17 protein-coding genes and 1 pseudogene are annotated in these 23,663 nt (G+C 59.6%); 12 read left to right on the top strand and 6 right to left on the bottom strand.

The window, feature by feature from the left end:
• Positions 1-14: 14 nt before the first annotated feature.
• A complete protein-coding gene (locus tag AB4O22_RS14330) occupies positions 15-644 on the bottom strand; it encodes a response regulator (protein ID WP_013692994.1) in 630 nt (209 codons plus the stop codon).
• Entirely contained in the window at positions 641-3,637 is a 2,997-nt protein-coding gene (locus AB4O22_RS14325; RefSeq protein ID WP_460096561.1) for a sensor histidine kinase, read from the bottom strand. The genes AB4O22_RS14330 and AB4O22_RS14325 overlap by 4 nt, the downstream gene beginning before the upstream one ends.
• A gap of 231 nt (positions 3,638-3,868) precedes the next feature.
• Between AB4O22_RS14325 and AB4O22_RS14320 the strand changes: the two genes are divergently transcribed.
• Entirely contained in the window at positions 3,869-6,769 is a 2,901-nt protein-coding gene (locus tag AB4O22_RS14320; RefSeq protein ID WP_460096560.1) for a sensor histidine kinase, read from the top strand.
• A complete protein-coding gene (locus AB4O22_RS14315; protein ID WP_460096559.1) occupies positions 6,754-7,815 on the top strand; it encodes an HD-GYP domain-containing protein in 1,062 nt (353 codons plus the stop codon). The genes AB4O22_RS14320 and AB4O22_RS14315 overlap by 16 nt, the downstream gene beginning before the upstream one ends.
• A 33-nt stretch (positions 7,816-7,848) precedes the next feature.
• Here the strand turns inward: AB4O22_RS14315 and AB4O22_RS14310 are convergent, their stop codons facing one another.
• Together AB4O22_RS14310 and AB4O22_RS14305 are read right to left on the bottom strand one after the other, a co-directional pair.
• Positions 7,849-9,099, bottom strand: coding sequence for an MFS transporter (locus AB4O22_RS14310; RefSeq protein WP_460096558.1), 1,251 nt, complete (start codon positions 9,097-9,099; stop codon positions 7,849-7,851).
• Positions 9,100-9,215: 116 nt separating this feature from the next.
• Entirely contained in the window at positions 9,216-9,608 is a 393-nt protein-coding gene (locus tag AB4O22_RS14305; RefSeq protein ID WP_100264146.1) for an ester cyclase, read from the bottom strand.
• Between the two features lie 227 nt (positions 9,609-9,835).
• Between AB4O22_RS14305 and AB4O22_RS14300 the strand changes: the two genes are divergently transcribed.
• The 3 genes from AB4O22_RS14300 (at position 9,836) to AB4O22_RS14290 (ending at position 12,695) form a co-directional block, all read left to right on the top strand.
• Positions 9,836-10,261, top strand: coding sequence for a YciI family protein (locus tag AB4O22_RS14300; protein ID WP_460096556.1), 426 nt, complete (start codon positions 9,836-9,838; stop codon positions 10,259-10,261).
• 23 nt (positions 10,262-10,284) lie between these two features.
• The gene (locus tag AB4O22_RS14295; RefSeq protein ID WP_003200614.1) at positions 10,285-10,692 is read left to right on the top strand and encodes a VOC family protein; all 408 of its coding nucleotides are present in this window, start codon (positions 10,285-10,287) and stop codon (positions 10,690-10,692) included.
• 260 nt (positions 10,693-10,952) lie between these two features.
• Complete coding sequence (locus AB4O22_RS14290; protein WP_460096553.1) at positions 10,953-12,695, top strand: OPT family oligopeptide transporter; 1,743 nt, start codon at positions 10,953-10,955, stop codon at positions 12,693-12,695.
• A gap of 330 nt (positions 12,696-13,025) precedes the next feature.
• Here the strand turns inward: AB4O22_RS14290 and AB4O22_RS14285 are convergent, their stop codons facing one another.
• Complete coding sequence (locus AB4O22_RS14285) at positions 13,026-14,183, bottom strand: alpha/beta hydrolase family protein (protein WP_460096552.1); 1,158 nt, start codon at positions 14,181-14,183, stop codon at positions 13,026-13,028.
• 427 nt (positions 14,184-14,610) lie between these two features.
• Between AB4O22_RS14285 and AB4O22_RS14280 the strand changes: the two are divergent.
• Positions 14,611-15,672: pseudogene (locus AB4O22_RS14280) on the top strand (HAMP domain-containing protein); the annotation flags it as partial.
• Positions 15,667-16,530 (top strand): methyl-accepting chemotaxis protein, encoded by an 864-nt coding sequence (locus tag AB4O22_RS14275; RefSeq protein WP_460097823.1) that lies wholly within the window; start codon positions 15,667-15,669, stop codon positions 16,528-16,530. The pseudogene AB4O22_RS14280 and the gene AB4O22_RS14275, both read left to right, overlap by 6 nt.
• A 25-nt stretch (positions 16,531-16,555) precedes the next feature.
• Here AB4O22_RS14275 and AB4O22_RS14270 read toward each other — a convergent pair whose 3' ends face one another.
• Positions 16,556-17,467: a LysR family transcriptional regulator gene (locus AB4O22_RS14270; RefSeq protein WP_223471259.1), complete on the bottom strand. Its 912-nt coding sequence runs from the start codon at positions 17,465-17,467 to the stop codon at positions 16,556-16,558.
• Between the two features lie 325 nt (positions 17,468-17,792).
• Here AB4O22_RS14270 and AB4O22_RS14265 point away from each other — a divergent pair, with 325 nt between their 5' ends.
• The 5 genes from AB4O22_RS14265 (at position 17,793) to AB4O22_RS14245 (ending at position 23,596) form a co-directional block, all read left to right on the top strand.
• The gene (locus tag AB4O22_RS14265; protein WP_460096550.1) at positions 17,793-18,731 is read left to right on the top strand and encodes a VOC family protein; all 939 of its coding nucleotides are present in this window, start codon (positions 17,793-17,795) and stop codon (positions 18,729-18,731) included.
• 15 nt (positions 18,732-18,746) lie between these two features.
• Positions 18,747-19,109, top strand: coding sequence for a Rieske (2Fe-2S) protein (locus AB4O22_RS14260; RefSeq protein WP_027912453.1), 363 nt, complete (start codon positions 18,747-18,749; stop codon positions 19,107-19,109).
• Positions 19,110-19,287: 178 nt separating this feature from the next.
• The gene (locus tag AB4O22_RS14255; protein WP_460096549.1) at positions 19,288-20,412 is read left to right on the top strand and encodes an FAD-dependent oxidoreductase; all 1,125 of its coding nucleotides are present in this window, start codon (positions 19,288-19,290) and stop codon (positions 20,410-20,412) included.
• A 127-nt stretch (positions 20,413-20,539) separates the two neighbouring features.
• Positions 20,540-22,219: a DUF1302 domain-containing protein gene (locus tag AB4O22_RS14250; RefSeq protein ID WP_367859570.1), complete on the top strand. Its 1,680-nt coding sequence runs from the start codon at positions 20,540-20,542 to the stop codon at positions 22,217-22,219.
• Positions 22,220-22,231: 12 nt separating this feature from the next.
• Positions 22,232-23,596: a DUF1329 domain-containing protein gene (locus AB4O22_RS14245; RefSeq protein WP_223471251.1), complete on the top strand. Its 1,365-nt coding sequence runs from the start codon at positions 22,232-22,234 to the stop codon at positions 23,594-23,596.
• Positions 23,597-23,663: the final 67 nt, after the last annotated feature.

The raw sequence follows: 23,663 nt of genomic DNA, 5'->3' as shown, positions 1-23,663 counted from the left end.
ATCGTGCCGTCGTTTCAGACCAGTCCTTCATTCAAGGCGTAGCGCACCAGGTCTGTGCTGGTGGCAAAGCACATCTTCTCCATCAGCCGTGTCTTGTGGGTGCTGACGGTTTTATTGCTGATCACCAGTTGTTCGGCAATCTGGTTGACGCTCAGCCCTTGAGCCAGCATGCGCAGGATCTGGAATTCACGTGAGGTCAGGCTCTGCGCAGCGTTTTCGGGCGTTACACCGCTGCTCTGGAGTGCGATCTGCTCGGCCAGTTGTGGATCCAGGTAGCGCGCCCCGGTGCTCACCTTGCGGATCGCTGCCAGCAGCGCTTCCGGGTCGCGGTCCTTGGTCATGTAGCCTGAGGCGCCGGCGCGTAGCGCACGTTGGGCTATATGGGCTTCATTGTGCATGCTCAAGATGAGCATCGGCAGCTTGGGGTAATGGGCGTGGATACGGCCAATCAAATCTTCGCCACTTGAACCGGGCATGGTCATGTCGAGCAGTAGCACGTCTACGTCTGTGTGGCGCAGCAACTCCAGGACCTGGACACCATTTTCCGCTTCCGCCACCACGGAAAAATCCTTGACCAGCGCGAACAACTGCTTGAGGCCTTCGCGCATGATCGTGTGATCGTCGGCCACCATTAAACGGATCATGAGTCGTGACTCCTTGAAACAGGTACGCGCAGTTGAACGGTAGTACCGCTGCCGATGCTGCTGGATATGGTGGTGGTCCCTCCCAAAGTCAGGCCCCGTTCGCGCATGCCCAGCAAGCCGAGGGTCCTGGACGATTGTTCACGTTGCTCAAAGCCTTTGCCGTTGTCGGTGATTTCCAGCGACCAGCCATTGTCGCCTTGCTCAAACGTGATGTTGATCCGGGTGGCTTCGGCGTGCCGGGCAATGTTGGTCAGCGACTCCTGGGCGATTCGAAATGCAGCGGTTGCACTGGCATCGTCCAGACGGATTTGCGGCGGATGAATCTGCAGGTTGCAGTCGATGCCCCATTGCTGCTTGAACGTGTCGGTCAGCCATTCCAGTGACGCGGCGATACCCATGTTGAGGATGGAAGGGCGCAGGCTGGTGGAAATATCCCTGACCACTTGCACCGTCTGGTCGATCAGTTGCAGCAGGCGTGCGACTTGTTCACTGAGCTGGGGCAGTTGCTCGCCGTACTGGAAGCGCAGCAGCGACGTGCCCATGCGGATTGCGGTCAGATGTTGCCCGAGTTCATCGTGGATCTCCTGGGCGATCAGCTTGCGTTCCTCTTCCCGCGCACTTTCCCGACTGGACATCAATTGGCGCAATTGCTTGTTGAGCGATGCCAGGCGCAGTTCGGCTAGGCGCAGCTGTGATATATCGCGAACGACAGCCAGCACGGTGGCAATTTTTCCCTGGATGTCCTGCTCGGGAACGAGACTGATGTGATACACGCGTTGCAGTCGATGCTGCTCGGTGAGCACATACTCATGCTCCAGGGGCTGGCCCTTTTCCACAGCTTCGATGACGGCTGCACGGAATAGTTGGCTCTGCAGGTTTTTCGGCAGGATCTCGAGCAGGTCCTTGTGCAGCAAGTCGATCTGCGGACGATCCAACCAGATTTCCAATGCCGGATTGATGAACAACAGTTCTCCTGTGCGACTCAGTCGTGCAATGCCATCAGGAGAGTTTTCAACCAATGTGCCGAGTTCCTGCTGCCGGGCCAATTCGTTGCGCCGGGCTTCCCGGATATCGGTGATGTTGCGAGCAATGCAGACCAGGCGATGCAAGCGCCCATTTGAATCGGCTACGGGCACCAGGTTGAAGTGGACAACGATCGAGCGTTGACTGCAAGGCAGATGCGCATCCAGCTCGATGGGAGCACCCACGGCGATGCAGTGCAGGCAGATAGCCTCGACAATACTTGCGGCTTCTTTTTCCAGGCATTGGCCCAACGGTTGGCCGATCATGTCCGAATGACTCTTGGCGAGCATCTCGCACAGCTTTGGATTGGCCTCCAGGCAACTGAGTTGCTGGTCGGCATCCACGGCGAGCAGGCAAAGCATGTCTTGCGAATGATCGAAGACTTCGCGGTAGCGACGTTCGCTTTGGGCCAGGTGGCTGTGGGCTGAGCAGCGCTCCCAGGCGATGGCGCCGATATGACTGGCCATTTGCGCATGCTTGCGGTCCTGCTCGCTCAGCTGGGTTTCACCGCCGACGAACAACAGGATGACGCCTAGCGTGACGCCGGTCTTATTGATCACCGGTTCTACCCAGCAACCCCGGTAGCCTGCCTGCAAGGCGGGCTGGCTGAAAGCAAGGTCAGAGGCATCGCGCCTTAAATCACGTATGAAGCGAGGGTGCTCGAACAGCCCGGGATGTCGGCCAAGGTCTTCGGCCAGGCAGGTTTCAATCAAGGATGTGTTCGTCGAGGGCGCGCGAAGGGAATCGTCGCCGGGTACGGCCTTGAAAGCCATGGCGTTGCGAAACTCGGGTGTCAGGATTTCCAGGTAGGCGCTGAGCAGCGGCAGCACCTCAAGCAGCGTGTCGTTAGTGACCATCTTCTGGAAAATGGCAGAGCGCGCATTTTCGGCGCGCTCCTGGCGGCGCAACGCACTGATATCCTGGGCCGTGACAAGCGCTCCGCAAAGCTCGCCTGTTTCGTCATGCTCCGGCGTCAGGTTGCACAGGAAATCCACGGAACGACCTGAATACGGGTCCTTGCTTTCCAGCAGGAACGTGTTTGCTGCGCCGGTTGATAACGTGAGTTTTACTTGCGTGCGAAAGTACTCGTCGAGCTGATCGGGTGTCGAGGTGCGTTCAGTGATGTGAGTGTTGGGAAAGCCACGAGCGCGTTCAAGCTCGGGGTTGGCATAGATTTGTTGTCCCAGCCGGTTGTAGCGAAGGATGATGTTTTGTGAGTTCTTGGCCAGTGACAGGTACTTTTTTTCGTTATCGAACAAGGCCTGGCGCAGGGCAAGATGTTCACTGATGTCTTCAAGCTGCGACACAAAGTAAAGCGCCTTTGCATCGGGGGTTCGGGCGATACCTACCGTTAATCGTGCCCACAGTGTGCTGCCGTCTTTACGAATGTAGCGTTTTTCCAGTGTGAGGCTGGTGCGCTGCCCCTGGATGAGCCTGTTTAATTCGTCCTTGCTGACATCGGTATCGTCCGGATGTGTCAGCCGCTGGAAAGACGTCGCGCGAAGTTCTTCTTCGGTGTAGCCAAACATCTGGCACAACATTCGATTGGCCGCGATCCATTCCCCGCTCATTCGCAGCAGGGCCAGGCCCGTACCGGCGGAGTCGAACGCCAGGCGATAATCCTGCTCGGCAAGGTGGATGTGTTCGGCGCGGTGGATTTTTACCAGGTACGTGGATTGTTGCGCTTTGTAGTCGAGCTTCACACTCAGCGTGTCGCCACCGGCCGACATGCCCTGGAAATGCCAGCTACCCTTAAGCCGAGCATTAGTGATGTGCTGTTCAAAAGTCTGCGGCTTGAGAGAAAACAGGGAGGGTAAGGGAACCAGGGAAGCGGCGGTCTCGGTTAACCCCAGCAATCCGCTGGCGCAGTCATCCATGATGAGCAGCGCCCCCTGGGCATCCAGCAACAAGACGCCCACGTCGTCCGCATCCTGCGTGTCCGGTGTTGCTACCGCAATGGCTGAATCCATTCGCCCATCCTCTGGCAACTTGTTCTTGAGCATAGCTTAAGTCTTGAGAGCTAAATCGAGTGGTCGACTATGGTCATAGGGCTGCCCACGGGTATTGATCGATGCTTGGTATACCTGCTGGGTTTTGCCCACGGACGAAAGGAAGGGGGTTACCTTGGACAGATATCAAGTATGAGACCACACTGATGTCGCTGTGATATCGATTGTATGGCCAGCGCAACGAGCGTACCTATGCAAGCAGCTTCAAAGAAGAGGGTCAGTTTGCGCAGATGGATCTGGCGGGCGTTTGCCAGTACCAGCCTGTTGCCGCTCGTCCTGGTGGAAGGCGTGCTGATTACCACTTATTTCATCACGAACCAGTCCATTCGAAACTCCCAGATCGAGCACCTGCATCAAAGTGCAACACGAGACATTCAGGTATCGGTTCAGCAGAATGCGCTGTTGGTGCAAGGACAATTGGAGCAGGTTCACAAAGCGATCAGTCTTTATGCCAAGTCCACTGAGCATGAACTCACCGAAAACCAGCCTCCCGTGGCGGCATCGCTTTCAGTAAGTGCCGATGGTGTCCGTTACAGCGCAGCAAACGACGGGGCGTCCGCCTCGTATTATTCGAATGTCACCCCGTTGAAAAAGCAGGACCTCTACAAGATATCGCTGCTGGCGAATCAGGACTTCATGATGAAGCAGTTGAAGGACGGGGATCCTCTGATTGCCAGCATCTATTTCAATACGTGGGACAGCTATAACCGGATTTATCCCTGGTTCAATACACTCGAGCAGTACCCACATGATATGGACATCACCCAATACAACTTCTACTACTTGGCCGATGCAAAACATAATCCTGATAAAAAAGTAGTCTGGACCGATGTCTACCTGGATCCCGCCGGCCAGGGATGGATGATGTCTGCCATCGCGCCGGTCTACAGCGGCGACTTCCTGGAGGGCGTAGCCGGGGTCGATGTAACGGTCGATGGCATCTTGAAGCAAATAGAGCAGTTGAAGATGCCTTGGGGTGGCTACCTGATGCTGGTCAACAATAAGCTCGATATCATGGCCGTGCCCAAGGCAGGGCAACGTGATTTTTCCCTGCAAGCCGCTGAGAACCAGCCCGCTGGAGAGCCTGTTGATCACGAGCGCTTGCAATCGCCGGATTTGAACCTCGCTCGTTATCGGGACCTCGCCAGTCTCAATAAGAGCTTGCCGGGCCATCCAGAGGGCATCGTTGCGCTGACGTTGAATGGACGGCCTCACCTGGTCGCCTGGAGTGAGATCCCCACCACCGGCTGGCGCTTGTTGGCGGTAGTGGACGAAGCGGCGGCGATGCAGGAAACCAATCTGCTTGCCAGTCATTACCGCGAAGTGGGGTACCTGTTGGTCGCGGGGCTGGTTGTGTTCTATGCCTTGTTCTTTGCCTTCATGTGGTGGCGTACACGTGACCTCAGTCGCCAGTTGAGTACGCCGGTGCAAGGGGTCTCACGCATGATGCGAGAGATCGGCCGGGGTAACTGGCAACCAGCGGCAAGTCCTTCCGATATCACCGAACTTTGGTCAATGTCTGACCAGGCACTGGGGATGGGCAGGCAGTTGGCCCAGGCCGAATTCATTCGCAGCTCCACACAGCAGCGTCTGGAGTTGGTCATGGAGAGTTTTGCCGAAGGGCTCTGGGAGTACTACCCGAAACGGCAGCGTTTTATTCTCAAGGGTGCCCTGAGCCAGCGCTTCGGCTTTGCCGTCAATGAAGTGCCGATGGCGAGATTGCTGGAGAACATTCCCGTTGAAGATCGGCAAACCTTCACCCAGTTTCTGGAGGAGGCCAGGGGCAGTGCAAGCGTGGCGCCGGAAGTGGAGTTCCGGATCAGGGACGTGCATGGAAAGCTGATCTGGATCCTTTGCCGGGGCCGTACGCTGGAACCCTCTCGGCTGGATGATTCCAGTGTCGTGGTCGTGGCGTGTGTCGACATCACGACACTCAAGCAGACCCAGTTGGATCTGCGGGAGAAAACCCTGGAGGCAGAGGCCGCCAGTACTGCCAAGTCCAAATTCATCTCCAGCATGAGCCATGAGTTGCGTACGCCATTGAATGCGATCTACGGGTTTGCCCAGTTGGGGCTCATGCAGTCGCCTGCCCCGGCATTGGAAGAGACGGCCAACCTGCAGGAAATCATCAAGGCCAGTGAACACCTCATGCAGTTGGTTGACGATCTGCTGGATCTCTCCAGCTTGCAGGCTGAAAAGCCACTGCTGGATCTCAAGCCCGTACACGTGGCAAGCCTGTTATCCAACTGCGCTGACATGGTCCAGCAGCAAGTCTCGGCGCATGGCCAGACCTTGCACATCAATGCTCCCCTGGATACATGGCATGTCTGGGCGGATAAGCGTCGCCTCAAGCAGGTCCTGATCAATCTGTTATCCAATGCAATCAAGTACAACCGGCCCGGTGGAGGCGTCACTCTGGGGGCCTTGGTTGTCGAGGGCGGAGCCAGGCTTCGTCTTTATGTGACGGATACCGGCATGGGGATTTCCCCGGCTTTGCAGGGCGAGCTTTTCAGACCCTTCCAGCGTTTGGGTAAAGAGAACTCGTCCATCCAGGGGACTGGCATTGGCTTGGTGTTGTGCCGAGATCTGGCGCTCCTGATGCACGGCACCATGGGCTTTGAAAGCCACGTCGAAGTCGGGACGACTTTCTGGATCGACCTGTGCTCGGCGGCGTTTCCTGTGCCGGGGAACGAGTCCAAAATGTCGGCGATAGCCTTGCCACGCGTGTTGTTGGTGAGTAACGACCCCAAGGATGCTGAGGTGGTTCGAGAGGCGTTAATCGGCGACTTCGAGCTGGAACGGGTTGATACCTTGCCCGAAGCGGGTCTCGTGCTTGATGCCACGGCGGTCAGCGTATTGATCGTCGCCACTGCCGACCCAGTGCCGGTGCTGAACACTTTTTTCAGCGGCTTGCGCACGCGTATCGCAAAGACTGCCATGTCGATCATCGTGGTCCGTGCGGCCGTCGATCACGCTTCGGTTGGCCAGCTTGAATGCCAGGCCATCGTTTCTTCTCCATTGGAGAGGCAGAGTATTCGTAGTCTGGTATTGACGCTCGCCACGGGGAGGGCGGATGTATGTTTGCCAAAGTAGATGCGCAAAGCAGGATCGTCATTATCGACGACGTGGCCACCAATCTCCGGCTTCTGGATTCATGCTTGCGAGCCGTGGGCCTGCAGAACATCACCACATTCAGCGACTCTGCCAAAGGACTGGACTGGTTGCTTGCGAACGCCTGGGACCTGCTGTTGTTGGACCTGGACATGCCCGCACCCGACGGCTTTGAGATCCTTGATCGCCTCAATGCACGTGACCGCACGGAATCACCGGTCATCATCGTGACGGCCTTGAGTGATCAGCAGAACAGGCGCAAAGGACTGGAAATGGGCGCCAACGACTTCATCTCCAAACCCATTGATCTGCCTGAAGTGCTGCTCAGGGTGCGTAATTGCCTGGAGCTGGCGCAGGCGGCCAAGCTCCTGCGCGACGTCAATGCTGAACTTGAGCGCAAAGTGGAACTGCGCACGGCCCAGCTGGCTTCCAGCTACAGGGCGATCAGCAGCAGCTTGAGTCGAGCAGCCAGCTATCGCGATGACGACACGGGGCAGCATATTGTCCGTATTGGCGAGTCCGCGGCTTTGTTGGCCAAGGCAATCGGCATGCCCGCTCAATGGTGTGACCTCATGAGGATGGCTGCACCGATGCACGACGTTGGAAAAATTGGCATTGCAGATGCCATTCTGCAAAAGCCTGGAGCGTTGACGCCGCAGGAGCGGGCGATCATGCAGGAGCATGCCCGTATTGGGTATGAAATCCTGCATGACCCCGAGGGCTCTCCGTTGACGGACCTGGCAGCGGAAGTGGCCCTGGCGCATCACGAACGCTGGGATGGCACCGGCTATCCAAAGGGATTGCGGGGCAAGGAGATCCCGTTATCGGCAAGGATTGTGGCGATATGTGATGTGTATGACGCCATAAGGATGCCTCGAGCCTATAAGCAGGCTTGGGATGTCGAGCGTTCCAGGCGTTTCATCATCGAGCAAGCCGATACCCAGTTCGATCCTTTCCTGGTGGATGTCTTTTGTAATCTCTTTGACGAAGTAGATCGCTTGCGCCTGCCTGATGCGCGGGAGGGCTGATGTTCAGCGTGCTGCCTGGCCAAGGGGAGCCGGTCAGAAAGCGGCTTTCTTGAAGGGGCGAGCGGATACGCCCCGATAGAACGACCAAATGGCGAGCCCCTGCACGACGACCGCTGCTGTCACGACGGCGACGATGGCCTGATTCGGATCGCTGAAGAGCGAGCGCACCAGGCCGAAAAAGGCCGGGGCGAAGGCGTAGGTGGCTTGGCTGATCGCGACCATCAGGGCGATCACCCTGGCGGTTTGTTCACGGCTGAACTCGGTCTGGGCTATCAGTGGCGGCAAGGAGGTGGCGTTGCCAATGCCTGAACCGATCAATATCACAGCTATCCAGGCCACTGTCGGGTGAAGGTCCAGGCCCAGAAGCATCAGCGTGCCCAGCATCTGGATGACATAACCGAGGCAGGCCAGTTGTCGGCGGTTCATGCCTTGGATCATCAAGCGTGCGGCGACGTATCGCCCGCCCATCGCACTGGCAGTGGCCAGACCCATGGCGAATGAGGCGTCATGCGCCCCCATGCGTCCCGCCAGGATCGAGTACAGGTGCGTGATCAAGCCGATCTGGGCAAACAGCCCCAAGGACATGCCGGCTGCCAGGGTGCGGAAACTTGCCGACCTGAGGGTCTGCTTTGCGGTCCACGGCGTGGCGCTGGCGCTGATCGGCACGGGTTCCGGTTGGTCTGCATTGTCGGGATGTTGCCCCAGGCTTCGTGGGGTTTTGTTGAAGACCAGGAAAGCGAAGGCGCCTATGAGCAACACCGCGACAATGCTGATCATCAGCGCCGCCATGGCAAAGCCGAAACGCTCGATCAGCAACACCCACAGCGGCGAAAAGATCACCCCACCCAGGCTGGCGCCGTTGTAGGCCTTGCCCAGGGCCTTGGGTCTTTCCTTGACGTACCACGGCGCGATCAGGGTGTTAACGGCCGCAGCACCCAATGTCACCCAGCCGATACCCGAGCAGAGGGCGCCGGTATACAGCACCCATAACTGGTTGGCGTGAGCCCAGATGTTTACGCCAATGCCCAGGACGATGCTGCCCAGCAGAGTGATGGCGGGTATCCCGAAGCGCGCGTAAAGGCGCGGCAGGTTGGCGATGACAAGCGTGCCGCTGAGAAAGTGCAAGGTCACGGCAGCCGAGACCTGGGCGATCGGCCAACCCGTGCGCTCCATGACGGCTTGCATGTAAATCGGCGGGCCATAGAAGCCGATCCCCCAGCCGATAATCGCCAGGATGAACGTGCAGGCCAGTACGTTTTTTCCAAAAAAGCGGGTGTGTGTCATCGCCATCTCCTCCAGGGTGGCTCACAGACTATGGGATCGACCGGTTCTTCACTTCGGGGTGCGTCGAACTGTGGATGTCGAGCGCATTGCTTCTTGGATTACATTTCATCCATCCGCTACGTTGAATGGAGCTGAGCTTCGATCGCTTGCTTGTCGATAATCGACCAGACCTCGCGGATCCTGCCGTCCTCGAACGCATAGAAGACGTTTTCGGTGAAGGCGATCCGTGTCCCATTAACCGCAAGACCCAGGAACTCCCCAGCCGGCGTGCAATTGAATCCCAGGCGAGCCGCCAACTTGGGTGGGTCGATCACCAGGAATTCGACTTCAAAGCGCAAGTCGGGAATGTCCCGATAGTTCGCTTCCAGCATGCCTTGATAGCCATGCAATCCTAATCGTCTCGCGTTGTGAACCACTTCCTGGTGCACAAAAAGGCCCAGGTTTTCCCAATCCTGTGCATTCAGGCAGGTTATGTAGTCGTTATAGATATCGGCAAGATTCGAAGTCATGGGGACTGATCTCCGCTACGTGTCTGTTCCAAAAAGCATAGTCATGCTGCCGCTTCGGCCTGCTCTCCGTGACGTTGGCAGATCCATTGAGTGTGCCAGCGGCGTGGTCTACGGCGTATCGAAAAAAATAATCACATCAGCCTGTCGATTTCGGCCAATGCCATTCGATTAACCCATAGAGCCGCCACACGGACGGCCTAATCCATTCACTCTCAGGAGATCAGAGCATGCGATTTATGGTGATCGTCAAAGCCAGCCCGGAATCGGAAGCCGGAGAAATGCCCAGCGCGGAACTGCTGGCCGCCATGGGTGCCTACAACGAAGAGCTGGTCAAGGCCGGGGTGATGCTCGCCGGTGAAGGTCTGCACCCCAGTATCGAGGGCGTGCGCGTGCAGTTTTCCGGCAAGGACCGGACGGTGATCGACGGGCCCTTTGCTGAAACCAAGGAGCTGATCGCCGGCTTCTGGATCTTCAAGGTCCAGTCATTGCAGGAGGCCATCGACTGGGTCAAGCGCTGCCCGAACCCGATGGTCAGCGACAGTGAAATCGAGATCCGCCAGATCTTCGAGCTCGAGGAGTTCGGTGAGTCCTTTACTCCCGAGTTGCGCGAGCAGGAAGAACGCTTGCGGGCGCAGATGTCTGGTCAATCGTGAAACCGACTACAGGAGACCCCACCATGAGAATCATTCCTTACCTGACCTTCAACGGTAACTGCAAGCAGGCCTTCGCCTTGTATAAGGAGGTACTGGGCGGCGATCTGTTTTCCATGTCTTTTGCCGAGGCCCCGGAGGAAACCGGGATGCCCAAGGATCCCAACCTGATCATGCACACCTGCCTGACCGTCGGCGCTTTCAGCCTGATGGCCTCCGACTGCCCACCGGGCCAACCGTTTCGCAAGCCGCAAGGCGTGTCGGTTTCCCTCAACGTCGACAGCGTGGAGGAGGCCGAGCGGCTGTTCAATGGTTTGAGTGCAGGTGGCAGCGTGTACATGCCCCTGGAGAAGACCTTTTGGGCGGAACGCTTTGCCATGTTCGAAGACCGTTTCGGGATTGCCTGGATGGTCAATTGCGAGGGGGAAAAATAAGTCGCGCACAGCCCCATGGATGGACGACTCGGATGAGCACGCTCCAGGGTTTGCCTCTGTCAGGTGAACCTTGCGCCAATACTGCGTTCACTTATTGAGTTGCCGTTTCAAGTGGTCCTGTGGGAGCGAGCTTGCTCGCGATGGCGGAGTGTCAGTCTCTATCTCTGTAACTGATCCACCGCTATCGCGAGCAAGCTCGCTCCCACAAGGGATCAGTCTGAATCTGGCGGCTGCCCTCCCAGTGCCGACAAGGACTTCGCATGCATCCAACCTCGTCCACATTCCCCTTGAACACCGCCGTCGAACGCGAGCTCAGTCCACGTGCGGTCAGTACGGGAATCGTCCTCGGTATCCTGTTGACACCTTCCAATGTCTATGCCGGGTTGAAGATCGGTTGGTCGTTCAATATGTCGATCATTGCCTTGCTGGTTGGTTATGGCATCTGGCAAGGCTTGGCGAGTCGATCGGTGGGGCGACTGCCCTGGACGCTGCACGAAAGCAACATCAACCAGACCGTGGCCTCTGCCGCTGCGTCGATCATTTCCGGTGGGCTGGTCGCGCCCATACCGGCCTATACTTTGTTGACCGGCCAGCAGTTGGACGCCATTCCCATGGTGGCCTGGGTTTTTTCGGTGAGTTTCCTGGGGATTTGGATTGCCTGGTACCTGCGCCCCTCACTGCTCAATGACAAGGCGCTGAAATTTCCCGAGGGCATGGCGACCCTCGAAACCCTGCTGCATATCTACAACCACGGCCACGAAGCCGCGACGCGCTTGAAGGTGCTGCTCAGCGCCGCGTTGCTGTCCGGGCTGGTCAAGGCGGTCGACACGTTCATGTGGACCGTCCCGCGCTGGTCTCCGAGCGCCCAACTGGAGCGCCTGACGTTTACCGCTGACCCTTCGCTGTTGTTAGTGGGGTTTGGCGGAATCATCGGTATTCGCGTGGGCCTGACCCTGCTGCTCGGTGCCTTGCTGGCGTGGGGCGGGTTGACGCCGTGGCTGCTGGCGCAAGGCTTGGTGCGGTTGCCGCACGGCGGCAGCGGTCCGCAGTTCGCTGCGTTGGTGGAGTGGTTGCTCTGGCCGGGGGTGAGCCTGATGGTCTGCTCGACCCTGGCCTCGTTGGCGATTCGCTTGTGGGCATTGCATCGGTCCACCAAGGCGGGCGGCGGGGCGATCTGGACGATACCCAAGCCTGGGCCTGCCGTCGGTTTCGTACTGTCGATCATCCTGGTGGTGAGCCTGCAAGTGCTGTTGTTCGGCATCAATCCGTGGATGGCCTTGTTGACCATTCCCTTGGCGATCTGCCTGGCGGCGGTGGCCGCCCGAGTGGTCGGCGCCACGGGCATTCCGCCGATCGGGGCCATCGGCCAATTGTCCCAGTTGAGTTTCGGCATCGTCGCCCCGGGGCAGGTGCCGATCAACCTGATGAGCGCCAACACCGCCGGTGGTTCGGCCGGGCAGTGCACCGACTTGATGAACGACTTCAAGGTAGGCCGGGCGATCGGTGCCACGCCGCGCAAGCAGTTGATCGCCCAGACCCTGGGGATTTTCGTCGGTAGCATCGTCGGGGTGTTGGCTTACCTGGCCCTGATCCCGGACCCGCAAACCATGCTGCTCACCGAAGAGTGGCCGGCCCCGGCAGTGGCTACCTGGAAGGCCGTGGCGCAAACCCTGACCCTGGGCCTGGATTCATTGTCAGCGAGCATCCGCTGGGCGATTTTCATCGGCGGCCTGGTCGGCTTGTTGTTGGGGATCCTCGACAGCCTGCTGCCGGCGCATCGGGCCCGCTACCTGCCAAGCACGGCGGCCTTGGGCCTGGCTTTTGTCTTGCCGGCCTCGGTGTCGCTGATGATGGCCCTTGGTGCGGTGCTGACGTGGTTGGTGAGCTGTCGCTGGCCGAGCCTCACGGAACGTTTCGCCATCACCGCGGCGGCGGGGTTGATTGCCGGGGAGAGCATTACCGGGGTGGGGGCGTCGTTGTGGCAGATGCTTGGGGATGGGTGAGATGAGTAACTATCGACGGTTGGTCTCGTCAATGCGATGGGCGCGCTTCATAGTGGTGTGTATATCCGTTTCTGCGGTAACGGCCACTTAGGGTTCCGCCCTGACGGCGGGTCACTTTCGAAAAGCCCGGAAGCCGGCCCAGTCGAAAGTGACCCGCTGTAAGAGCGGAGCCATAAGCCGCCGTTACGCAAAAAACGGATATACACACCAAAGCAACTAAACACCGTGCTTTCTAAAAAAACAAAAAAACGGCACTTTCCATTTCTGAAAAGAAGCGCCGTTTTTCCTAAGTGAACAGCATTACAGTCGTGCCGGGGCGTTCAACCCACCTCATGCAGTACGACCACCGAGCACTTCAGCCACCCAATCGGCAATGTACTGACCAGCATTGATACTGTTATCGAAACTCGAATGCTGCACGCCGCCCTCACGTTCAGTGAAGATTTTCAGCTCGAGCTTCGGACTGTTGACCAACTGCTCGTAGGTGCGGTGTGCCCACTTCAGCGGAATCTGCGAATCCTTTTCACCGTGGGTGACCAGGAATGGCACCTTGATGCGATCCAGGATGCCGTCCAGATGAACATTCTCGGCGATGGCCATGAACTCATCGGTGTCTTTGGCGCCCCATACCCAGGCCACATGCGACCAGTAATGCGGCACCGGAAAACTGCCTTCCTTTTCCAGGCGACGCTTCTGTACATCACGCCAGTCATGGTTGGCACCCCACACCACGCCGCAAGCGAAGCGCGGCTCAAAGGCGACAGCGCGCGGGCAGTAATAGCCGCCCAGTGACACACCTTCCAGGCCAATGCGTTTGGCGTCGACATCGTCGCGGGTTTCCAGCCAGTCCACCACGCGGCTGGCCCAATGTTCGCTGTCAAAACGCGCCGTCAGGTGATGCAGACGCAGTGCTTCGCCTGTTCCCGGTTGGTCGATGATCAACGACGACACGCCCCGTTTGGCCAGCCAGGCGGGCAGGCCGACGCGGTATTTCATTTCTTTGGTGGAGTCCAGACCATTGACCTGCACCAGGATCGGCGCCCGGCCGCTGACGCCCTCGGCACGGACCAGCAGGCCGGAAATGTGTTTGCCTTCGTAAGGGATTTCAACGTGCTCGCAGTTTTCTCGTGCCAGTTCGATACCGCGTTGGAACGTGTGCAGAAAGCGCTGGTACAGCTCCGTGCGGCCAGGGGCACCGTGGGCCTGCAGGCGTTCGCAGCTCAGGTAATAGGTTGCGGCGCGGTTGTATTTTTCACCGGCAGACAACATCCGCCCCTTACTTTCGTCTTCTTCAGCCAGGCCGCACAGCTTGTCGGCCATGTTCGCCCAGGTCTCACGGAAGGCCTTGCTACCGGCGGCGTCTGGTTGTTTGGCGGCCTCTTGCAACGGCGCGCACATCTCTTCGATTTCGCCGATGCGGGCGCCCATTTCAATGGCCAGGTCGACGGAAAGATTCCACACGTAGTTGGTCGGGAAGTAGCGAAACATGATTGTTATTGTCCTTGTGCGAGCAATGGCAGGCGGCCAGGTCTGGCGCGGGGATTGCCAGGCGACGGTTCGAAGCAGGCTAAGGGGAGGCCAATGTTTTGGCCAATCGCGAGTCGGGATGGGAGGTATTGCGAACGCTGATAGAGCGTATGTGCGCCGTGGCCTAAGGGTTTTCTACTCACTGTTCAAGCCGCAAATCCGGATACCTATCATCGTACTTTGCGATTGCTCATAACGCGGGATGCGATTGGTGTCGTCGAGGTACGACTCATTAGAGTTGCTGCTACACCGCGCTATTGGTCGGAGTCCGGGCGCGCACAACAACAAGAATAAGGTATCGGCAGATGAGTGAGTCCAAACCCGGCACAGCGATCAGCCTGGTCGCCAAGGGCAGGCTGTTTTTCCACGACCGTGCGAGGAGTTGGACATGCCCGTACTGAGCCGTGTGTTTGGCAACCTATCGGTGGGGGCCAAGCTGTCGCTGGGTTTTGGCCTGGTGCTGCTGGTGACATTGGCGGTGGCAGTCACTGCTTTTCGTTCCCTGGGTGTGTTGCAGCAGCGCGGTGAACAATCGCGTCAGGAGTCGTCGATCCAAGCACTGATCCTGCGCGCGCGTATCGCCGAGAAAGCATTCGCCCTGGACCTTGCTCCACAGCGCCTGGAGCAGGTCCGCGAGGCGATCGGCACACTGAACCGGCAACTCGATGCTGAGCGCGCCAATAGCGCAGTGCGCACGGCCGCTGGCACATATCTGGAGCAGTTTCTCGGCTATGCCGATTCGTTGCGTCGGGCTCGGGAGGCGCGCTTGCGCATGCAGGCACTGGCGCAGACGGCTGGCGACAGTTTTACCCTGCTGTTTCTCGATCAACTGGATGCGCTTAACACTCGGTTAGGGCAGGGGACGCCACCGAGCAGCGATCAGATGGTGTTGCTTGAGCAGACGGCCGCATTGCGGGACAAGCTCGCCAAACTGCGTGACAGCGAGCTGTACTACTCGCTCGATGGCGAGGAGCGTTACCGCAGCGATTGGGAAATGAGCATGAGTGACCTGCTGGCCGCCATGCAGGCGCTCGCCCTGGATGAGCAGCAAGGCGAGTCGCTGCAGGAGGCGAGCAGGGCTTTGGGCGACTATCGCAAGGCCTTCCTCGAGTTCGTCGTCAGCCGTCAGCAAAGCGCGCAAAGCAGCGCGGCCATGAACGCGCAAACCGAGCAGGTAAGTCAGTTGCTGACCCAGGCCGATGAGCAGCAAAGGCAGGCGGTCCTGGACGATAATCGCAATGCCGATCGCCAATTGGGTTTGATCACTGTTCTGGCGCTCGCGTTGGGCATTGGCGCCAGCCTGCTGATCCGCCAGTTGATTGTGCAACCGTTGCGCCAGGCTGTGCAGTTGGTCCAGCGCGTGGCGGCGGGGGACCTGAGTGATCCGCCGTCAGACAGTGGTCGTCGTGATGAGTTGGGCCAACTGTTGGGCACCGTGGGCAGCATGCTGGGCAGTCTGCGGGGATTGGTCGGGCGCATCGACCGTGGTGTCGGCTCGCTTAACGGCATGGCCGGCAGCTTGGCCGAAGTGACCTTGAGCAACAGCCGTGGTGTCGAACACCAACGTCAGGAAACCGAGCTGGCCGCCACCGCCATGCAACAGATGGCCGCCACAGCGCAGGAAGTCGCGCGCAACGCGGGTCAAGCCAGCGAAGCGGTGGCGCATGCCGACCAACAGGCGCGTGAAGGCGATGAACTGGTGCGTCAGGCGGGTGGCAAGATAGACCACCTGGCGTTGGAGATGAGTGGTTGTGCCGGGGCCATGCGGTCCTTGCTGGTGGAGAGCGCGGCGATTGGTGGTGTGCTCGATGTCATCAAGGCGGTGGCCGAGCAGACCAACCTGCTGGCGCTCAACGCTGCCATCGAGGCCGCGCGGGCGGGTGAGCATGGTCGTGGCTTCGCTGTGGTCGCCGATGAGGTGCGTGGTCTGGCACGACGCACACAGCGCTCGACCACGGAAATCGAAGGGTTGATCGTTCGTCTGAGCAGTGTTGCCCAACAAGCCGCCGAGCGCTTGCAAGGCAGCCATGTGCTGAGCGATGAAACGGTGGTGCTTGCCGCACAAGCCTCCCAGGCACTGGCGCGGATTACCCGGGCGGTGTCCCGCATCGAGCAGATGAACCAGCAGATTGCCGCGGCGGCCGAGCAGCAGAGTGTGGTGGCCGAGCAAGTCAGCCAGAGCATGACACGGGTGCGCGAAGTGGCCGAGGGCAGTGCCAGGGAAAGCCTGCAACTGCAAGTCTCAACGGCCGACTTGCAACAGGTTGGCGGCGAGCTCAAGGCGGCTGTCGGGCACTTTCGTACCTGACCTCGCCTGCGAGTAATGGTCGCTACTACTGCTCCAGCTCGTTGATGATCTGACTGATTTTCGCCCGCAGCCAACGGTGCATCGGATCCCCCTCCATGGTCCGGTGCCAGAGCATGAACTCCCGCATCACCGGGATTTTCACCGGTGGTTGCAGGATGCGCAGCGGCAGGTAGTTGGCGTAGAGCCTGGCCATGCGCTGGAGCATGGTAGCGACGCGTTGGGTGCCGACGATCAACTGCGGCAGGGTGTTGAAGTCATGGGTCACCACTTCCATGCGACGGGTGAAACCGTACTGGCTCATCAGCCATTCTTCGACGCTTAACTGCCGGTTGCGGCCAAAAATCACCGAGACATGACCCATCTCGATGTACTGATCGAGGCTGATGCTGTCGCCCACTTGGGTGTTGCCGTCCCACACCACGCATACATGCTCTTCTTCGAACAGCAACTGCGATGGGTGGCCTTCAAGGAGGTAGCGCTCAGGCACGATCATCATGTCGGCCTCGCCGCGCATCAGCATTTCGGTGGACGTGTCGCCGGGGCCCAGCAGCTCGAAGGTTATGTGCGGGGCTTCCAGGGAGATCTTCTGGATCACCCGGGCAAACAGGACGCTGATCAGATAGTCCGAAGTGATCAGGCGAAAATGGCGCTTGCTGGTGGCGGGGTCGAACACCGGTTTGGCGGTGATCGAGGACTGGATCGTCAGCAGCACCTGGCGCACGGGCGCTGCCAATTCACGGGCATAGGGCGTGGGCTGCATCTTGCGCCCGACCTGCGCCAGCAGTTCATCTTCGAAGTAGAGCCGCAGCCTGCCCAGTACGCCGCTGGTGGCGGATTGGGTCATGTGCAGGCGTTCGGCGGCGCGGGTGATGTTCTGCTCTTCCAGTAACACATCCAGCGCCACCAGGAGGTTGAGATCCAAGTGGTTAAAACGCATGGCGGTCTCGATTCTTGTATTTATTTTGTAAATACCTTCCGGCCTTCCTATCGCGGCGTCAAGTCCCGCGAGTGGGTGAATCAAACGATGACTGTTCGATTTTTCAGGCCATTTGCGCTGTGCAGCCAGGTATCGCGTTTGCCGATAGGTCGCATCCCGACAAGCGATTAGTCAGTGAGTTTGTCCCCCTTCAGTATCAGCCCACAGTCGGTTGGCGTGACGCTTGATCGACTCCAAGACCAGCCTCGGCAGCGCTTCGCCTGGCACGGCTCCCGTAAGCGGGGTGCTGGCCTGCGCTGAATAATTACAATGGAGTGGTAACTCAATGAACATCATTGGCCTTGATGCCTTGATTTTTGGCGTCGACGACATTCAAGCCTGTACCCATTGCCTGCGTGACTACGGCCTGCTGCCTGTCGATGTCGACAGCGAGGGCGGGCGTTTTGAAGCACTCGACGGCACGGCGGTGATTATCCGTCGTGCGGACGATGCCCGTCTGCCGGCGGCTATCGGGCCTGCCCCCTCGATTCGTGAAACCGTTTATGGCGTGGCCAGCGCAACTGATCTTGAGGCCATCGCCGATGAACTGGGGCGCGATCGCCTGGTGACCCGCGGTGCCGATGGTTCCGTGCACAGCGTGGACGACATGGGCTTTGCCATTGGTTTCCAGATCAGCGTGCGGCGTGCGTACAGCGCGCCGGCGGACCTGACCAATGCACCGGGCCATGCCCCCCAGCGCCCGGTCAACCAGCCGGGCATCAACCCCGATATGCAGGCCCTGCCGCGCACCCTGTCCCACGTGGTGTATTTCGTGCCGGATGCGGCCAAGGCCGAGGCCTTTTACAAACGCCTGGGCTTCGTGACCACCGACACCTTTGTTGGCGCGGGTCCGTTCATGCGTCCCGCCGGTTCCGATGACCATCACTGTTTGTTCATGATCCAGACGCCGCCGCATATGAAGGGGTGCGAGCACTTTACCTTTCACATGGGCAGCGGTACGGAAGTGCTGTTGGCCGGGCGTCGCTTCGAGCAGCAAGGCTGGACCAGCTTCTGGGGGCCGGGCCGTCACCTCTTCGGTTCCAACTGGTTCTGGTACTTCAACAGCCCGCTGGGCTGCCACATCGAATACGACGCCGACATGGACAAGCACGATGACGCCTGGCAGGCGCGCCAGGCGCCGTTGTCGGCGGATAACTCGCAATTGTTCCTGTTCACTTCCCGGGAAAAATGGTTCCCGAGCGGCCCACCGCCCAAGCAGGCCTGAGTGCGTATTTCGTCCATGAGCCACGACGCGATTGTTCTCAGTCGATTGGATGAATTGGTCGAAGGGCAGGCCCGCGGGTTCGATCCTCTGGGTACAGGCAAGGACAGCGTGTTTGCCCTGCGCCATGACGGCGAGGTGCGCGTCTATCGCAACAGTTGCCCACACTTGGCGGTGCGCCTGGAGTATCGCAAGGACCGTTTTCTCAGCGTCGATGGCCGCCAGATTGTCTGTTACGCCCATGGTGCGCGGTTCCTTCCTGACACGGGTCTGTGCGTGTACGGCCCGTGCCTGGGGGAAAGCCTGAGTGCGCTGCAATGGCATGCAGAAGCCGATTGGCTGGTGCTCGAAGCGGGTCAGTTGGAGGCGTGTGAACCTTAGTTAACGTATCGCGGTTGCTGATACATCGTATCCCTACATGCGATTAGTCAAACGCCTGCTTTGCCGAGAAAGTGAACACAACGCGGTAGCGAATGCGTGCAGAAACAGCCGGCCGTGAAGCCTGGGAACGTTCCGGCAGAACGCTTGCGTGAATAACAAGAATAAGAGTGAGACGAGCATGAACGCAGTGAAAAAGGTGCTTATCGTCGGTGGTGGTATCGGTGGCCTGTGTGCCGCAATCGCTTTGCGTCGCAAAGGCATCGTCGTCGACCTAGTCGAGCTCAAGACGCAGTGGACCGTCTACGGCGTTGGCATCATCCAGCAGAGTAACGTCGTGCGTGAGATGGCCAAGTTGGGTGTGCTGGAGGGCTACCTGGGCGCGGCCTACGCGTTCGAGGATCTGACCATCAATACCACGGCCGGTGAGCAGCTGGCGCGAATCCCCGGTCAGCGCCTGGCTGGACCCGAGTATCCGGCCAACGTTGGCATCTCGCGCCTGGCCCTGCATCAAGTCCTCAGCGAAACCACCATTGCCTTGGGCGCCTCGATTCGCTTGGGCCTGAGCGTCGAGACTCTGGAACAGGTGGATGCGGGCGTTGATGTGCTGTTCACCGATGGCAGTCGCGGCCGTTACGACCTGGTCGTGGGCGCCGATGGCCTGTACTCAAAAATGCGCGGCTTGCTGTTCGGCGACCAGTACCCGCCGCGCTTCACCGGCCAAGCGGTGTGGCGCTACAACTTCCCACGCGCCGCCGGGATCGATCATCTGGCCACCTTCCAGGGACCTGCCGGTAATGCCGGGCTGGTGCCACTGGGTCGCGACCAGATGTACCTGTTCATGACCTCCCACGAGCCCGCCAACCCCAGGGTGGATGCCGCCACGCTGGCGACCCAGATGCGCCAACGCCTGAGCGGCTTCACCGGGCTGATCGGCGAACTGCGCGAGCAAATAATCGACAGCGAACAGGTGGTCTACAAGCCGCTGGAGGTGGTGTTCGTCAGTGAGCCCTGGTACCGCGGCCGTGTCGTGTTGATCGGCGACGCGGTACACGCCACGACACCGCACCTGGGCCAGGGCGCCGGCATGGCCATTGAAGATGCCGTCGTGCTTGGCGAAGAGCTGGTCGCCGGCGGCAGCGTCGAACAGCAGCTCGAGCGCTTTATGGCGCGCCGTTATGAACGCTGCAAATTCATCAGCGAAAGCTCGGTGCTGGCCGGTGACAAGGAAATGGCCCACGACAGCAGCTTCGACCGGATCGGCCTGGTCAGGCGGATGCTTGAGCTCACGGCAGAGCCTATCTGAGACGCCGACAAAACCAAATTCGCTTCCCATGGATGTTTCATGCCTGTGCAGGCTTGGCCCGGTTGGACTGCGGGCGCGGTTTCACCAGAAGAGCTGACATACAACAACAATAAAGAGGGTTACTTCGATGGCTACTCGCAAGATCGCTGCGTCGCGGCGCGTCCCCTTCACCCTGACCCTTGCGGCCAGCCTCGGGCTTGGCGCCTCGGCAGCCCAGGCGTTTCAGATCGACACCGGCAATCCCGATCTCAGCTTGCGCTGGGACAACACGCTGAAGTACAGCGCGGCCTGGCGCCTGAAGGAGCCCAGCAGCAAGCTCAGCGAAGGGCAGACGGCGTTGAACCAGAACGACGGTGATCACAACTTCGGGAAGGGGTTGATCTCCAATCGCCTGGATATTCTTTCCGAGCTGGACATCGGCTTTCACAACTTCGGCGCTCGTCTGAGCGGTGCCGCCTGGTACGACACCGTCTACCAGGACCGCAACGATAACAACGACGCGGCCAGTGCCAACCAACGTTCGGTGGGTTTCAACGAGTTCACCAGTGATACCCGTCAACTGCACGGCGGTGACGGTGAACTGCTGGATGCCTTCGTCTACTGGAACGGTGAGCTGGCCGACCGTACCTTGTCGGTTCGCGCCGGGCGCCACGGCCTGATCTGGGGCGAGAGCCTGTTCTTCGGCGGCAACGGCATTGCCGGGGCCATGGCGCCGGTGGACGTGGTCAAGGCGCAATCGGTGCCCAATACCCAGTTCAAGGAAATCACCCGGCCGGTCAATCAACTCTCGACCGCCTACCAACTGACCGACGATGTGTCATTGGGCGCCTTCTACCAGCTGGAGTGGGAGGCCACCCGCCTGCCGGGCGCCGGCAGCTATTTCTCCACCAGCGATACCATTGGCGATGGCAATGAAAGGCTGATCACCGGCGGGCCGTTCCCGGACTTCCTTGGCGGCAATGCCAACAGCCCGGCCGCGTTTTTCCATGGCAAGGACAAGAAAGCCAGGAGCTCCGGCCAAGGCGGCCTGCAGCTCAAGTACAACACCGGGACGGCGGATTACGGCCTGTATGCGCTGCAGTATCACGAGAAAACGCCCACGTTGTATTTGAAACCGAATGCCACCGGGCCGAACTTCAGTACCGGGCAAGTCGGCGAATATTCCTGGGTTTACCCGGAAGACATCCGTGTCCTGGGCGCCAGTTTCGCCACTTCCGTGGACGAGTACAGCTTTGCCGGCGAGGCATCGATGCGCTGGAACATGCCACTGGTATCCAACGCCCAGACCGTCCTGGCGGGCGTCGAGGCGGACAACAACGATGACGCTCTCTACGCCGTCGGCCGAACGGCTCACGTCAACCTCAACGTCCTGGCATCGCTGGGCCCTTCCTTTGTCGCCAATGAAGCCAGCCTGGTAGGGGAGATCGCCTGGAACCGTCTGCTGGCGGTGACCAGGAATCGCGCCGCCCTGGACCCTAACGCCACCGATGACGGCCTGGGCTTGAAGCTGGTGTACACGCCCACCTATCGCCAGTTCTTCCCGGGCGTAGATATCAGCGTGCCCGTGGGCATCAGCTATTTCCCCATGGGCAAGTCGGCGGTGATCAGCGGGTTTGGTCCCGACCGGGGAGGGGACATGAACATCGGCGTCTCCGCCACCTACCTGGACCAAGTGACGGTGGGGCTGACCTACACCCACTTCTACGGCCCCGAGGACACCAGCCTCAACGCCGCCAACCAATTCAATTACAAGCAGTCGTTGAAGGACCGGGACTACCTGGCTTTCTCCGTCAAGACCACGTTCTAAGAGGATTTGCGCATGACCATTCAGTTCACTCTAAAGGCCTTGTGCTTGACCCTGCTGGCCGCCGTCGCACCGATGACCCTGGCTGCCAGCGCCGAACAAGCGGCCGCGCTGGGCAAGACCCTGACGCCCTTCGGTGCCGAGAAAGCCGGCAATGCCGATGGCAGTATTCCGGCTTGGGATGGCGGCTACACCAAGGTCGATCCTGCCTATGTGCCGGGCGGCAAGCGCAGCGATCCGTTTGCCGCGGACAAACCCTTGTACAGCATTACTGCGCAGAACCTGGCCAAGTACGCCGACAAGCTCAGCGACGGCACGAAGGAGTTATTCAAGCGCTTCCCCGACACCTATCGCATCGATGTCTATCCGACCCGGCGCACGGCGGCCGCGCCACAGTGGGTCTATGACAACACATTCAAGAATGCCACCCGCGCCAAACTGGTCGACAGCAGCGCCGGCCTGATCCCCGACGGTGCCTACGGCGGGATCCCGTTTCCGATTCCACAGAACGGCACCGAAGCGATCTGGAACCATTTGCTGAACTGGCGCGGGACCTCGGTGGCGGGGCATTTCCGCCACTATCTGATGACTGCCGACGGCAACCAGGTGATGACCAGCGACGGCCTGTTGACCCAGGAAATGCCCTACTACTTCCAGGAGGGCGGCCCTGAAAATTACTCGGGCGACTACTGGCTGGTGCACTTCGTCAATCTTGGCCCGGCGATTCGTGCCGGCGAGCAGATCCTTGGGCGTGAAAACATCAACGGCGACAAATCCCAGGCTCATGTCTACCTGAGCGGCCAGCGCCGGGTGCGCACGCTGCCCAACGCTTGCTGTGATACGCCGACGCCTTCCACCGCCGGGGTCATGTCCTTCGATGAGCTGAGCGTGTGGGGCGGGCGCACGGACCGCTTCGACTGGAAGCTGGTTGGCAAGCAGGAGATCTATGTCCCCTACAACGCCAACAAGGTGCAGAACGCTGCCCAGCCGCAGGACCTTCTGGGCAAGCACCATCTGAACCCCGATTACGTGCGCTGGGAGTTGCACCGCGTCTGGGTGGTCGAGTCGACGGTGGCCGCCGGCAAGCGCCATCAGTTGCCCAAGGGCCGTTACTACCTCGACGAGGACACTTGGCAAGCCCTGCTCGGCGATCGTTGGGACGCCAGCGGTCAACTGGCCAAGACCCTCTGGTCGCTGCCTTCCGTGCTGCCCGACCTGCCAGGCCTGGTGCAACTGTCTTCCGGTTTCTACGACCTGACCTCTGGTGCGTGGTTTATCCAGAATCTCTATGCGGGGTTGCCGGATCAGTATCGCGCGGTTGATCGCTACAAGGCCTCGGAGTTCTCGCCGGCGGCGATGGCTGGGCGCGGCGTGCGTTAGACCTGAGCCGAGAGTGAGGGGCAGGCCTGTCGGGCTGCCCTTGGGATACGAGTGTTTGTCCGAGGTA

Source organism: Pseudomonas sp. S3_B11, assembly GCF_054667715.1.
The sequence above is the reverse complement of the archived record's forward strand: the minus strand, read 5'-3'. Positions and strand labels throughout refer to the sequence as shown.

What these genes read in the sequence shown, in the direction of transcription:
- AB4O22_RS14330 (WP_013692994.1), bottom strand. Translation starts at nt 644, where the DNA reads ATGATCCGTTTAATGGTGGCCGACGATCACACGATCATGCGCGAAGGC.
- AB4O22_RS14325 (WP_460096561.1), bottom strand. Translation starts at nt 3,637, where the DNA reads ATGGATTCAGCCATTGCGGTAGCAACACCGGACACGCAGGATGCGGAC.
- AB4O22_RS14320 (WP_460096560.1), top strand. Translation starts at nt 3,869, where the DNA reads ATGCAAGCAGCTTCAAAGAAGAGGGTCAGTTTGCGCAGATGGATCTGG.
- AB4O22_RS14315 (WP_460096559.1), top strand. Translation starts at nt 6,754, where the DNA reads ATGTTTGCCAAAGTAGATGCGCAAAGCAGGATCGTCATTATCGACGAC.
- AB4O22_RS14310 (WP_460096558.1), bottom strand. Translation starts at nt 9,099, where the DNA reads ATGACACACACCCGCTTTTTTGGAAAAAACGTACTGGCCTGCACGTTC.
- AB4O22_RS14305 (WP_100264146.1), bottom strand. Translation starts at nt 9,608, where the DNA reads ATGACTTCGAATCTTGCCGATATCTATAACGACTACATAACCTGCCTG.
- AB4O22_RS14300 (WP_460096556.1), top strand. Translation starts at nt 9,836, where the DNA reads ATGCGATTTATGGTGATCGTCAAAGCCAGCCCGGAATCGGAAGCCGGA.
- AB4O22_RS14295 (WP_003200614.1), top strand. Translation starts at nt 10,285, where the DNA reads ATGAGAATCATTCCTTACCTGACCTTCAACGGTAACTGCAAGCAGGCC.
- AB4O22_RS14290 (WP_460096553.1), top strand. Translation starts at nt 10,953, where the DNA reads ATGCATCCAACCTCGTCCACATTCCCCTTGAACACCGCCGTCGAACGC.
- AB4O22_RS14285 (WP_460096552.1), bottom strand. Translation starts at nt 14,183, where the DNA reads ATGTTTCGCTACTTCCCGACCAACTACGTGTGGAATCTTTCCGTCGAC.
- AB4O22_RS14275 (WP_460097823.1), top strand. Translation starts at nt 15,667, where the DNA reads ATGCTGGGCAGTCTGCGGGGATTGGTCGGGCGCATCGACCGTGGTGTC.
- AB4O22_RS14270 (WP_223471259.1), bottom strand. Translation starts at nt 17,467, where the DNA reads ATGCGTTTTAACCACTTGGATCTCAACCTCCTGGTGGCGCTGGATGTG.
- AB4O22_RS14265 (WP_460096550.1), top strand. Translation starts at nt 17,793, where the DNA reads ATGAACATCATTGGCCTTGATGCCTTGATTTTTGGCGTCGACGACATT.
- AB4O22_RS14260 (WP_027912453.1), top strand. Translation starts at nt 18,747, where the DNA reads ATGAGCCACGACGCGATTGTTCTCAGTCGATTGGATGAATTGGTCGAA.
- AB4O22_RS14255 (WP_460096549.1), top strand. Translation starts at nt 19,288, where the DNA reads ATGAACGCAGTGAAAAAGGTGCTTATCGTCGGTGGTGGTATCGGTGGC.
- AB4O22_RS14250 (WP_367859570.1), top strand. Translation starts at nt 20,540, where the DNA reads ATGGCTACTCGCAAGATCGCTGCGTCGCGGCGCGTCCCCTTCACCCTG.
- AB4O22_RS14245 (WP_223471251.1), top strand. Translation starts at nt 22,232, where the DNA reads ATGACCATTCAGTTCACTCTAAAGGCCTTGTGCTTGACCCTGCTGGCC.